Raw genomic sequence first — 12,776 nt, 5'->3', positions numbered from 1 at the left:
GGTTTCCAAGAACGCTTGAGCGTCGACAAAATCGTTCTTGTTACTTTTGACGAAAGGTCGCACGAACTGAGGGGAAATCAGCTTGGCATCGTGCCCCGCAGCTTTCAGTTCACGCGCCAGGTAATGCGCTCCAGCGCAGGCTTCCATCACCACGGTGCATACCGGATGGTTGGAGAAAAAGCGCATTAATTGCTGTCGTGAGCACTTCTTGCGTAGCACTTCCCGGCCGGACCTATCCTGAGCATGCAGGTGGAAGGTGTGCTTGCCGATGTCGATGCCGACTAATGCCACTTCGCTCATGGTGATGATCTCCGGAGATAAAAACACCCTGCGCAAGCCTAGCCTGCGCAGAGTGCCGGGGTGACCATCTCATTAAGTGACCCGCCGTAAAGGCGGAAGGGGCCGGTAGCCGCACCACATCGAACGGATAAGCCCGACAATCGAAACGCACCAGCACCAGCAGCCTTGACGACGTTCAGCCCGCCTTGCGCAAGGTCAGATTGATCCGCCTCTCGCCCATCCTCGGGTGCACCCCCGGCTTGATCGGCAACACCCCATGAAACCGCAGCCGGTCCTCGCCACCCCACACCAACACATCGCCATGGCTCAAGGGAACCCGCTGAGTGCGGTCCGAGCGTTGCTGCCCGCCCAGTAGAAACACCGCCGGCAACCCCAGCGAAACCGAGACGATCGGCTGCCCGAAGTCGTGCTCGTCACGGTCCTGGTGCAGGCTCAGGCGGGTCCCCGGCAGGTAGTGGTTGACCAGGCACGCATCCGGCACGAAGTCGTCGAACCCGGCCGCCCTGGCAGCCTTGCCGGCGAGCTCGAGCAGCACCGGGGGCAGGGCGGGCCAAGGTTGGCCGCTGACCGGGTCGGTGGGGCTGTAGCGGTAACCGCGCGCGTCACTCACCCAGCCGAGGCGGCCACAGTTGGTCAGCGCCACCGCCATGCGCAAGCCGCCCGGGGTGTGCATGTGCCGGAACGGCGCGGCGCGCAGCACCGGACGCAGGGCGTCGAGCAGCGCTTCCACCTCGCCCAGGGCGAAGCCGGGCAGCAGCACCGTGTGGCTGGCCAGGCGTTGCGGCTGGGAACCGAACAGGTCGAGGTCGGACTGGATCATGGCGGTGTGTCGGGGTGGAGGTCTGACGAGGATTGTACCCCTGTTGCCTGCGCTTGCCCCGCGATAGCAGCCAGCACAAAAAAAAACCGCGGCGCCAGGGAGTGAGCGCCACGGTCCAAGGGGGGAAGGTTTACTGCTGGTTGACGGTCGCCATGTTGGCGTTGCCGAACTGGTTGATGGTCGCGCTCTGGTTGGCGCCGCTCTGGTCGACGAAGGCCTGGTTGGCATTGCCACCCTGGGTCACGTAGGCGACGTTGAAGCTGTCGGCCTGCTTGATGGTGGCCTCGTTACCGCTGCCGTAGACCTGATTGGTGTAGCTCTCGTTGCTGGAGCCGGTTTGCGTCAGGGTAATGCTGTTGCCACTGCCGGCCGACAGGCCAGTGGCGTAGTTGTCGGTGCCGCGCTGGTCGGCGACCAGCACGTTGTCGCTGCCGTTCTGCTCGAAGTACAGCTCGTTGTTGCTGTCGATCTGGGTGGTCTGCATCTGGTTGCCCGTGCCTTTCTGGTTCAGCCTGGCAAGCTGGTCGGCACCGTCCTGCTTGAGGTTGACGCTGTTCAGCGAACCGTTCTGGTTGACCTCGGCGCGTTGGCCGGTGCCGAACTGGCCACCGAACTTCTCGCCTTTCCAGTTGCTGGCCATGATCTTGTTGCCATTGCCGGTCGTGGTGATGGTCAGGCTGTGGTTGTCACCGGTCTGGTAGGTGTAGTGCAGGTTGTTGTTGCCGTTCTGCGAGATGTTGGTCACCGACTGGTTGGTCTCGAACTGATCGGACCAACTGGCGTTGCTCTTGCCCGTCTGGCTGAGGCTGGCGCTGTTGGCCTGGCCAAAGCTCTGGTCGATGTAGCCTTCGTTGAGCTGGCCGCTCTGGTAGACGTTGGCCTGGCTGTCGGTCTGGCTGTCCTGCCAGACTTCCATCGAGTTGCCGGTGCCGTGCTGGTTGATGTTGACGCTGCCGCCGATGCCATCGCGCTGGTCGCCGTAGGCCCAGTTCTGCTTGCCTTCCTGGTAGATCTGGACGTTGCCGTCGAGGTAGTTGAGATGCTCGGCGGCGGCGAAGTTGTCACTGCCGTCCTGGTCGATCAGGGCGCTGTTGTTGCTGCCGCCCAGTTGCTCCGCCACGGCTTCGTTGCGTTGGCCGCGCTGCTGGGTGGTCGCCCGGCTGCCGAGCTGGCCGTCCTGGAACACGATCGACTTGTTGGCCGTGCCCTGCTGGATCTGCAGCGACTGGTTGCCTTCGCCCAGTGACTGGCTGGCGAGGCTGTCGTTGAGGCTGCCGCCGGCCTGCTGGGTGATCTGGCTGCCCTGTTCGAACAACTGCTCGCCGTAGCCTGCGTTGTAGGAGCCGGTGGCGCTCTGCTGGACATGGCTGGTGCTGCCTTCTTGCACGGCCATGTGGTTGTGACCGGTACCGGTCTGGTTCTGCGTGGCCGAGGCGAAGGGCGCGGCCTTCTGCGAGACTTCGGCGATGTTCTGGTTGCCCTGCTGGTTCTGGGTCGAGGTACTGTCCTCGGCCATGACCTGGCCGGCCAGGGCCAGGACAATCGCGGCGCTGAGAGGTGCGAGCTTGAACATGGTGGTGCCTCCAGGTCTATCGATATTGGGTAATCTGCACGTGCTGGCCATTGCCGGCCTGGGTCACGGCGCTGTTGAGCCCCGTGCCGGCCTGCTCGATGGTCGCGCTGTTGGCGTTGCCGATCTGCTCGATGGAAGCGTTGTTGCCGCTGCCGCTCTGGCGGATCGACGCGCTGTTGCCGTTGCCCTGCTGGCTGATCAAGGCCGTCAGGTCGCTGCCTTGCTGCAGGATGAACGCCTCCTGGGCTCCCCCGGCCTGGACGATCTGGCCCAACAGGGCCTGACCGTGCTGGTCGAGGGTGGCGCGGTTGCCGGTCCCTTGCTGCTCGATCACGGCCACCTGGCCGGCACCTACCGGCAGCAGGCGGATCACCAGGGGCTCGCCGAGGTCATTGCCGGCCGCGAGGTCGGCGTTGTCCAGCAGGTCATCGGCCCAGGCGGCCGGGCCACCGAGGGCCAGGCAAAGCAGCAATGGGTACAGGCGGTTCATGGCGTTCTCCCTGGGTCTACTGGACCACTACCGGTACGGTGCGGGTGGTGCCCTGGCTACTGCGGATGGTCGCCGTCGGGTTGGTCGTCGGGATCAGCGTGGTGCTGTTGCTGACCGTCAGGCGCCAGCGTCCGGTCACCGGTACCGTGGTGCTGCCCAGGGTCACCAGGCCGCTGGTGGTGGTCACCTGCACGGTGATGGTGTTACCGGTGGTCACCGACGAGGTGCCGCTGATATCCCAGTTGAAGCGGTTGTTGGAGCGCGCCGCGACGGTGGCTGCGGTGACCGCGAAGTTCTCCGCTGCCGGCCGTGGCGAGACCTGCACGGTAACCGTGGCGGGGGCCGAGAGCGCCCCGATCGAGTCACGCACCACGTAGGTGAAGGTCGTGGTGAAGGCCGTGGTGACCGTTGCGGGTGGGGTGTAGGTGACCGTACTGCCATCGGTTGTCACGCTGCCCCGGCCCGCGGCGGGCTGGCTGACGCTGGCGACGGTCAGCGGCACGTTGGCTTCGGCATCGGTGTCGTTGGCCAGCACATTGATGGTCAGCGGCACGCCCAGGGTGGTGACGGTCTCCGCGACCGCCGCCGGTGGCTGGTTGGGTGCGACGTTGATGGTCACTGTGGCCGGAGTCGATTTCAGCCCTTTGCTGTCCTGGGCGCGGTAGCTGAAGCTGGCCACCAGCGGCGAGGCGGCGCCGGGCGGTGGGGTGTAGGTGATGGCGGTACTGCCGTTGAGCACTACGGCGCCGAGGCCGGTGCCTGGTTGGGTGAGGTCGGTGATGGCCAGCGGTACGTGGCCGTCCGGGTCACTGTCGTTGGCCAGCAGGCTCACGGTCAGCGGTACGCCGACGCTGGTGCTGCCGCTGTCGGCCTGGGCCAGGGGCGGCTGGTTGGCGGCTTCGACCGGCGCGCTGCCGACCACCACCACCGGCTCGACATCGCTGCCGCCGTGGGCCGACTTGACCGTCACCGTTGCCGGTGGCTGGGTCAGGTCGTTGACCGTCAGGCTTTGCAGCGTGCCCGACTTGGACAAGCGGCCGTAGCCCTGGGCGACCATGTCCGGGACCTGCACTTCGTCGCTGGAACTGGCCTCGATCAGCAGGCGCTTGTTGGCCCAGTCGTAGCGCGCAGTGCGCACCTTGACCACGTCCATGAGCTTGCTCGACAGGGCGGTCGGCCGAGTACTGCCGGTCGCACTGCTGGCGGTGACCACCACCACCGGTGGCGGCGCAGCCTGGCTCAGTTGCTGGCTGAAGAACAGCCCGCTGTTGTCTGCGAGCATGCTGAACTGGCAGGGCGAGGGCGGTGAGCCGACCAGCGCCAGGCCATTGCGCAGGCACAGGCTGGCGCTGTTCGGGGCCTTGGCGAAGACCTCGACCCGGGTCCCCGAGCCGTTGCGCTGGTACGTCGCGCGCTGCAGCTCGGCCGGGGTTTGTTCGCGTGCATCGAGCACCTTGCCCGACACCGTGAACAGGTTGGTCTGGATAGTCCCGGGGGGGCCCTGGATGCGGATGAAGTTAGTATTGAACGGGCTGCCGGTGATCGCCTCGACCCGGTTCGGGTCGCCAATGAAGGTCTCGCTGGCGCCGGTGTCGGGGTTGATTTCGACATACGGCCCGGTGGCGCTGCGCAGGAACGGCCCGAGCGCGCCGTTGAGTGCACCGTTGAACACCCCAGGGGCGCCGATGCCGACGTCGCGGGTGATGTTGATAGCGCGCCGTCCGGGGGTGGTGACGTTGACCGTTTCGACCCCGTACGGGTGGGTGATGGTGTAGGTGCCAGCGGTCGGTACCGAGATGCGCATGCGGATCCGGGCAAAGCTCTGCTGGTCGCCGTCTACCGGGTTTTCCGCGGCGAACGCGGCTTCCAGGCCGGCGACATAGGCGTCCAGCTCGTAGCCGCTGTTGCCCACTGCCGGGATGGTCGCCTCGGCCAGGAACCAGAACATCTCTGGCGGCCAGTTATCCGGGAACACCAGCGGCAAGGCGTCGTCGTAGATGCCGGGCTCGGGCAGCAACGTACACATGTAGTTGGGCGCCGCCGGGGTACCGGGCACGCGCGAGCTGGTAGCCCGCGACTGGCACAATTCCAGGGCCAGGTCGGTGCTGTCCTTGTACCACATCGGGTAGCGCCCGGTGGCCAGGGTGTAAGGACCGGGGTCGACTTCGGAAAGCGCGGCCCAGGCCACGCCGCTGAGGGTGAAGGAAAGTCCGGCGGCGTACAGCGCGCGGCGTGACCAAGTGTTCATGATGCCTCCTTGGAGGTACGGCCGTTGTCTGTTCATGGCACCAGCACCACGTCTTCGCTGTCGCTGCCGCCGTGTGCGCTGGTCACCGTGACCGACGCCGGCGGGATCGGCGAGAGCCCGGTGTTCAGGGTCTTGACGGCGCCGTTACCGGCCAGCGTGCCGATCAGTGCACCGTTGCCGGTGCTGGCGCTGAGGCTGGGCGGCGAAGTCTCGTCGCTGGTACTGGCGACCAGGGTCAGCTGGCCGCTGGCCAGGCTGTACTCGGCGCGGCTGATGGTGACCAGGTCGGTCAGTGGCAGGTTGGCGTTGGTCGGGGTGCTGCTGGCGATCGCCGCGGTATTGTTGGCGTTGACCACCAGGCTGTTGGGCAGGCTGGGGTCGAGCGCCGATTGGGCATACCAGCTGCCGGTGCCGTTGGCCTCGGTCAGGGCCAGCGCGGGGCTCTGGCTGGTGAGGGTGACGGTGGCCGGTGGCGGCGGGGCCATGACGAACACGTCCTGCTGGGCGCGCAGGTCGCCGTTGTCGGTGCGCCGCGAGTAGGTGCTGCGCAGCGGGATCAGCGGAGTAGGGCGCTCGACGGTGGAGAGCTTGCCGGAGATGGAGAACAGTTCGGTGCGCAGGTCGATGCCGTTGGGCCCTTCGATGCGCACGAAGTTGGTGTTGAACGGGCTGCCGGTGACGGCCTCTTCGAGGTTGGGGTCGCCGATGTAGCGTTCGCTGGCGGCCGTGACCGGGTTGATCTCGGTGTACGGGCCGTTGACGCTACGCAGGAACGGCCCGACGTCGCCCCTCAGCGCGCCCGTGAAGGTGCCGGGTGCGGCGATGCCGATGTCGCGGGTCATGTTGATCGCGCGCCGGCCGGCGGCTGGCACGTCGAACACGTCGACGCCGTAGGGGTGGGTGACCACGTAGGTGCCGGCGACCGGCACATCGACGCGGATCCGCACCCGGGCAAAGCTGACCTGGTCGCCTTCGGCCGGTTCTTCGGCGCTGAAGGCGGCTTCGATGGCAGTGCCGAAGCTCAGGTCGATACCGCGCGCGGCATCGACGATGGCGGCGTCGGCGGTAAACCAGAAGGTCTCGTCGGGGAAGTTGGTCGGAAACACCAGCGGCTGGGTGTCATCGAACACGCCGGGTGCCGGCAGCAGCGTGCACATGTAGGACGGTGCGCCGGGTGCGCCGGCGACCCGCGAGCTGACCGCCTTGGACAGGCACAGGTCGAGGGTGCGGCCATGGCTGTCCTGGTACCAGGCGGCGAACCCGCCGGTTTCGGGTTGGTAGGGGCCGGGGTCCACTGCGTAGAGTGCAGCCTGGGCCGGAAGCTGGAGCATGCCGGCGAGGATCGCCACAGCCAGCGGGTGGGGTGTCGGTCGGTGCATGAGTCAATCCCTCCTGCAAACGGGCCCAAGGGGTTGGGGCGTTTGAAGGGGTATCGGCAACACCCGTGCCAGGTTTTTGATAGGGGGCTGCAGGGCTTGTGGGGCTTGGGTTTGGGGGGGGGGCAGGGGGGCGGCGGGGGCGTTTATGGGTGGGCTATGGTCCCCAGTGTTGGGGAAATGGGAAAACCCCGATGGTGCGTGGCTGGCCCGGGACCGGTCAGTTCCGCACGCTGGAGTTCGCGCTATAAAAGCACGGGACATGCCTCTGTAAGGATGACGCCCGAACATTTCTGACGCACACTGCAACAAATTCCGTGGTCCGTTGCCCTGCCTGTCCCGGGCATCGCTGGAGTAGAGAATGGCGCGACAAATACCCATAACAAACGCCCAAGACCCGCTACACGAATCCCGCCAGGCCCGCCTCAAACTGGCCAGCGAAGGCGAACTGCCTACGGGGATGCTCCGCGACGAAATCGACGCGTCCTGGCGCCGTAGCCTGGGCCATGGGCTGGACTGCCTGCAGGGCGAACAAGTTGGCTTGGGCATTGCGCAACGTTTCGACCTGCGAGCGTTGCTGGAACACAACCGGCTGCTGATTGACGCCGCCACCCCCGAGCTTGATTACCTGATCGACCGCCAAGGCCCACACGGCATCGTCATCCTCGGTGATGCCCAGGCCAACGTACTGGCGATCGAAGGCCAGAAGCACGTGCTCAACCGCGAGGGCCTGCGTGACCTGCACCCCGGAAGTTGCTGGAGCGAGGCCCTGCGCGGTACCAATGCCATCGGCACCGCAGTGGTCGAAGGTCGCCCCACGCTGATCAACTGCGGCGAACACTACCTCGATCGGCTGAGCCCGTTCTCCTGCACCTCGGTGCCACTGCGCGACCCGTGCGGCGCGGTAATCGGGGTGTTGGACGTAACTCGCGAAGGAGTCCTCAGCCAGCCGCAGGACAGCCTGACGGCGCTGATGCTCGCTGCCGCCAATATCGAAAGCCGGCTGTTTGGCCTGTGCCATCCCGAACACCTGGTGCTCGCCTTCCACAGCCGTCCGCAGTACCTCACCAGTGCTTGGCAGGGGCTGCTCGCACTGAGCCTGGATGGCGAAGTACTGGCCGCCAACGACAATGCCTGTCAGCTATTACAGGTCGCACGCCCGGCGTTGCTGGGGCGGCGCTGCAGCGACCTGCTTGGCGAGCGTTCCGCTGGGTTCATCGCACGGCTGTGGCAGCAAGGCGTGAGCAGTGTGCAGACGGCCAAGGGCGAGCTGTTTTTCCGCGCTTTGCAACTGCCACGGCACGGCAACCTGCAAGGCGCGGCTACAACAGCGGCAAAACCAGGCGCTTCGGCACCGGCATTGGCGCTCGACAGCCTGGCCGGTGGTGATCCGCGTCTGGAGCGTAATCTGCGAATGGCCCGCCAAGGATTGGCCAATGGCTTGCCGGTGCTGCTGCTGGGCGAGACCGGTACCGGGAAGGAAGTCGCCGCGCGCGCCTTGCACCAGGCCAGCCCGCGGGCAGACAAACCCTTCGTCGCGGTCAACTGCGCGGCGATCCCCGAGGGCTTGATCGAGTCCGAATTGTTCGGTTACCGGGACGGCGCGTTCACTGGCTCGCGCCGTGGCGGTATGGTCGGGCGGTTGATGCAGGCCCAGGGCGGCACGTTGTTCCTCGACGAGATCGGCGACATGCCGCTGGCCCTGCAAGCGCGTCTGTTGCGTGTGCTGCAGGAGCGCCGAGTGGCGCCGCTGGGCGCGGGCGAGGAGCAGGACATCGATGTCGCACTGATTTGCGCCACGCACCGTGACCTCAAGCTACTGGTTGCCGCACAGCATTTTCGCCAAGACCTCTACTACCGGGTCAACGGCGTGTCGCTGCGCTTGCCGGCGCTGCGCGAGCGAGACGACCTGGCGGGTATCATCGAAGGTCTGCTGGGCAAGTGTGGCGCGAGCGGCGTGAGCCTCGCGCCGGCGCTCAGCACGCTGTTCAATGAATTCGACTGGCCGGGTAATATCCGCCAGTTGGAGATGGTCCTGCGGACCGCCTTGGCCATGCGCGAAGAGGGGCAACAGGTGCTCGGCCTGGAGCACCTGACCGATTGTTTGCTGGATGAGCTGGCCGGTGCCACGGCGCCTTCCGGCAGCCTGCGGGAGAGCGAGCTCGAGCTGATACGCGGTGCTCTGGCCCGGCACCAGGGCAATGTCTCGGCCGCAGCCGAAGCCCTGGGCATCAGCAGGGCGACGCTCTACCGCAAACTCAAACAGCTGCGCGGTTGAGGCATGGGCGGGTTATTTCTCAAACTGATCGACAGCGCAGACCCGCAGCTCATGCGCCAGGCATTGGCCTGGCTGTACAGCTTTGTGCGTCCGCAACGCAAGGCGATCGCCGTGCTGCTCGGGCTGTCACTGGGCGCATCGTTGCTGGCGTTGGCCCAGCCATGGCTAGTCAAGACGCTGATCGACCAAGGCCTGCTGGCGCGTGATTACCAGACCTTGTGGCACATGGCGGTGATCATGATCGCCGCGGGCTTGCTGGGCACCGTGCTGGCGGGGGTCAATCGGTACCTGCACACGCAGCTGTCGGGGCGCATCCTGTTTGCCCTGCGCGATGACCTGTACCGCCATCTGCAGCAGTTGTCGCCGACCTTCTACGGGCGCCGGCGAACGGGCGATATACTTTCGCGGCTGGACGGTGACGTTGCCGAAATCCAGCGCTTTGCCGTCGACTCGCTGTTTTCGGCGGTGTCCAGCGTGATTGGTCTGATCGGCGCGGTGACCCTGATGCTGATGCTGTCATGGCAACTGTCACTGCTGCTGGCGCTGCTGATCCCCATCGAGGTGCTGTGGCTGCGCTGGATGCGGCGCAAGGTCGAGCGTGAGGTGCGCGGCCTACGCGAGCGCTCGGCCGATGTGTCGTCGTTCCTCGTCGAAACCCTGCCGGCGATGAAGTTCATCCAGGCGGCCGGCCAGCAGGCGCGTGAGGCCAACCGCCTGGACCAGTTGGGCCAGGGCTACATGCGCCAGTTGCTGAAGGTGCAGGTGACGGAGTTCTTTACCCAGGCCATTCCCGGCACGCTGACTTCATGGTGCCGTGCCTGTGCCTTCCTGGTCGGTGGTTGGTGGGTGATCCAGGGGACCTGGCAGCTCGGCGCGCTGATCGCGTTTTCCACCTACATGGGTATGGCCGTCGGGCCGGTGCAGAGCCTGCTTGGGTTGTATGTGGCTATTCAGCGCATGGCGGTCAGCCTGGTGCGGGTCATGGAGTTGAGGCGGGAGCCGTTGGCGGTACGTGAGGCCGAGGCGCCCACGGCGATGCCGGAGGGGCCAGGGGAATTGCGCCTGGAATCGGTCGGCTTTACTTACTCAGGGCGACAGGGCGCGGTGCTTCGTGAGGTCGACGTGGTGATCCCCGGGGGCCGCAAAGTGGCTATCAGCGGTGCATCCGGGGTGGGTAAATCGACTCTGATCGACCTCCTGCAACGCTTCTACGACCCTGACACAGGGCGCATCCTGCTGGACGGTGTCGACCTGCGTGAGCTCGACCTCGCTGCCTTGCGTCGGCGCATCGCCGTGGTCAGCCAGGACATCGTCCTGTTTCGCGGCACACTGGCACAGAACCTTGCCTACAGCGCCCCTGCAGTGACCCGCGCCCAGTTGCAGCAGGTGGTGCGTCTGACCCACTTGGAGAGCTTGGCGCAAAGCCTGCCTATGGGGCTGGATGGCATGCTCGGCGAGCGCGGCCAGCAGCTCTCGGGCGGCCAGAAACAGCGCATCGCGATTGCTCGAGCGTTGCTGCAACAGCCGGCGATCCTGGTACTCGACGAGGCAACCTCGGCGGTCGATGAAGCCACTGAGCGCGAAGTGATCAGCGCGATCGACCAGCTGTTCGCCGGGCGCACGCGCATTCTGATCAGCCACCGTGCCTCGACCCTGGCCGACGCCGACGTGCGCTTGCACCTGCACGCCGGCCACCTGCAGGTAATGCCCCTGGAGACCTCCGGCGATGATCGCTGAACTGCGCATTGGCGTGATCGACAGCGGTTGTTCGGCCGAGCAGGCAGTCAACCTGACGTCGGCACGGCGCTTCTGGCTGGAAGACGGCGTGTTGCGTGAAGGCGCGCTGTTGCCCGACCAGCTCGGCCATGGCACGGCTGTCGTCGCTTGCCTGCAGCACGAGGCCGGCACGCTGCCGCTGCTGCTGGCCCAGGTCTTCCATGCACACGGCAGTACCAGCGCCTTGCAGGTGGCCGCAGCGCTCCTGTGGCTGGTCGAGCAGGGCGTCAGGGTGGTCAACCTGAGCCTGGGCCTGCAGCAGGATCGGCCAGTGCTGCGCCAGGCGTGTGCCGAGGCCCAGGCGGCGGGCGTGCTGCTGTGCGCGTCGAGCCCCGCGCGCGGCGCCGCTGTGTACCCTGCCAGCTACCCCGGCGTCGTGCGAATTACCGGCGATGCCCGCTGTTCCCCGGGTCAGTGGTCGTGGCTGGGCAGTGCCCAGGCCGATTTTGGTGGGTATGTGGGCAGTCAGCAACGGGCCGGTGCGAGCATGGCGTGCGCGGCGCTGAGTGGGCGTATCGCCTCCATGTGGGGTGAGGAGCCGCAACTCAAACCCCAGCAACTACTTGAAAGCGTGCGCCGCAACGCAGTGTTTGCCGGCCCAGAACGACGGGGTGCTGAGGATGGCTGAGGCACAGATTCTGGTGCTCGGCGCGGGCCCTGCCGGCGCGGCCACCGCCATCGGCCTGCGTCGCCTTGGGTATCCAGTGACGGTGGTTTCCGACTGGCGCCGTTTCGCGGCGGTCGAAGGCGTTTCGCAGCGTGTACTGGACGGCCTGCGGCATGCCGGACTCGGTGGCGCGCTTGAGCAGGCCGCGACCCCGGCGACTCGGTATGTTCGTTGGAACGGCGAGCAACTGCGGCTGAACCAGGAGTTCTTGCTGGACCGCCAGCGTTTTGATCACGCCTTGCGTGACGACTTGCTACAAGCGGGCGTGACGCTGGTCGAAGGCCGGGTGCGGGCCGTACGTCCGGGGTATGCGGTGACGCTTGAGAATGGTCAGATCCTGCGGGGCGATTTTCTGGTCGAGGCGCGTGGTCGTCAAGCGCCCTTGGCGAGTGATCGGCTGCGCGGGCCAGAGACCGTCAGCCTGCTCAACCTCTGGCAGTCTGCGCCTGGCGAGCCTGCTTCGGCGGTCGAGAGCCTGGAGGACGGCTGGGCCTGGATGGCGCGCCTGGCGGACGGCCGCTGCTATTGGCAGATCACCCTGGACGCTGCGGCCGCAGGGTTGCCGGGGAAGGCGCAACTCGCCGACTACTGTGCAGCGAGGCGTCGCCAGTCAGCCTGGGTGACCGAGCTGTTCGATGCGCAGGCGCTGGCGCCTGCGCAGGTGCACGCCCGCAGCAGCACGGCGATCCTCGCTGGCGCCTGTGCAGGCACTGATTGGTTGCGGGTGGGCGATGCGGCCATGGCCGTTGACCCATTGTCGGGGAATGGCATCTTCCAGTCGCTGTCCTCGGCGTTGCAGGCGCCGGTGGTGATCAACACCTTGCTGCGTCAGCCGCAACGCGCTGAGCTGGCACGGCGCTTTCATCAGGAGCGGATCGAGCAGCTGTTCTTGCGTTTTGCGCGCTTGGGGCGAGACTTCTATCGCCAGGAACGACAGCGCGGCGGCCAGGGTTTCTGGGCGCGGCGACAGGATTGGCCGGATCACCAGCCGATGCACGTGCAGGCGGACTGGCACGTGGTACGCGTCGAGCGACGGCCGATATTGCGCGATGGCCTGGTGGATGAAGCGCAGGTGGTGGTGACAGCCGATCAGCCGTTGGGGGTTTGGCATTTGCACGGCATCGAACTCGCGCCTTTGGTTGCCGAGCTACAGGCCGGGGCAAGTTTGAGCGGGCTGTTGTCGTCTCGGCCTGCGCAACACCAGAGGATGTTGCGCCATTGGTTGGACAAACAGGGCTATCGCTGAGC

10 protein-coding genes are annotated in these 12,776 nt (G+C 66.2%); 4 read left to right on the top strand and 6 right to left on the bottom strand.

Annotated features, from left to right (window positions below):
- The 6 genes from CCOS865_RS23620 to CCOS865_RS23595 form a co-directional block, all read right to left on the bottom strand.
- Positions 1-300, bottom strand: a 300-nt coding sequence (locus CCOS865_RS23620; RefSeq protein WP_147406537.1) for an IS110 family transposase, incomplete at its 3' end; no start/stop codon positions are given.
- Positions 301-475: 175 nt separating this feature from the next.
- Complete coding sequence (alkB, locus tag CCOS865_RS23615; protein WP_119145397.1) at positions 476-1,120, bottom strand: DNA oxidative demethylase AlkB; 645 nt, start codon at positions 1,118-1,120, stop codon at positions 476-478.
- Positions 1,121-1,250: 130 nt separating this feature from the next.
- Positions 1,251-2,693, bottom strand: coding sequence for a curlin (locus CCOS865_RS23610; RefSeq protein ID WP_119145395.1), 1,443 nt, complete (start codon positions 2,691-2,693; stop codon positions 1,251-1,253).
- 16 nt (positions 2,694-2,709) lie between these two features.
- Positions 2,710-3,183 carry a curlin gene (locus CCOS865_RS23605; protein WP_119145393.1) on the bottom strand — a complete coding sequence of 158 codons (474 nt, stop codon included), beginning with the start codon at positions 3,181-3,183 and terminating at the stop codon, positions 2,710-2,712.
- Positions 3,184-3,199: 16 nt separating this feature from the next.
- Complete coding sequence (locus CCOS865_RS23600; protein ID WP_119145391.1) at positions 3,200-5,431, bottom strand: Ig-like domain-containing protein; 2,232 nt, start codon at positions 5,429-5,431, stop codon at positions 3,200-3,202.
- Positions 5,432-5,463: 32 nt separating this feature from the next.
- On the bottom strand, positions 5,464-6,810 hold the full coding sequence (locus CCOS865_RS23595; protein WP_119145389.1) for a hypothetical protein: 1,347 nt from the start codon (positions 6,808-6,810) through the stop codon (positions 5,464-5,466).
- A 358-nt stretch (positions 6,811-7,168) separates the two neighbouring features.
- On the opposite strand from CCOS865_RS23595, the gene CCOS865_RS23590 reads away from it, so the two are divergent.
- The 4 genes from CCOS865_RS23590 to qhpG are packed head-to-tail and all read left to right on the top strand — an operon-like array spanning position 7,169 to position 12,774.
- Complete coding sequence (locus tag CCOS865_RS23590; protein ID WP_119145387.1) at positions 7,169-9,085, top strand: sigma-54-dependent Fis family transcriptional regulator; 1,917 nt, start codon at positions 7,169-7,171, stop codon at positions 9,083-9,085.
- A gap of 3 nt (positions 9,086-9,088) precedes the next feature.
- The gene (locus CCOS865_RS23585) at positions 9,089-10,822 is read left to right on the top strand and encodes an ABC transporter ATP-binding protein (RefSeq protein WP_119145385.1); all 1,734 of its coding nucleotides are present in this window, start codon (positions 9,089-9,091) and stop codon (positions 10,820-10,822) included.
- Positions 10,812-11,489 (top strand): subtilisin-like serine protease QhpE, encoded by a 678-nt coding sequence (qhpE, locus tag CCOS865_RS23580; protein WP_119145383.1) that lies wholly within the window; start codon positions 10,812-10,814, stop codon positions 11,487-11,489. The genes CCOS865_RS23585 and qhpE overlap by 11 nt, the downstream gene beginning before the upstream one ends.
- Complete coding sequence (gene qhpG, locus CCOS865_RS23575; protein WP_119145380.1) at positions 11,482-12,774, top strand: flavin-dependent monooxygenase QhpG; 1,293 nt, start codon at positions 11,482-11,484, stop codon at positions 12,772-12,774. The genes qhpE and qhpG overlap by 8 nt, the downstream gene beginning before the upstream one ends.
- Positions 12,775-12,776: the final 2 nt, after the last annotated feature.

Origin of the sequence: Pseudomonas reidholzensis, assembly GCF_900536025.1 — a bacterium.
Classification (GTDB): Bacteria; Pseudomonadota; Gammaproteobacteria; order Pseudomonadales; family Pseudomonadaceae; genus Aquipseudomonas; species Aquipseudomonas reidholzensis.
Note: the sequence above shows the minus strand (reverse complement) of the source record. Positions and strands in the feature narration are given on the sequence as shown.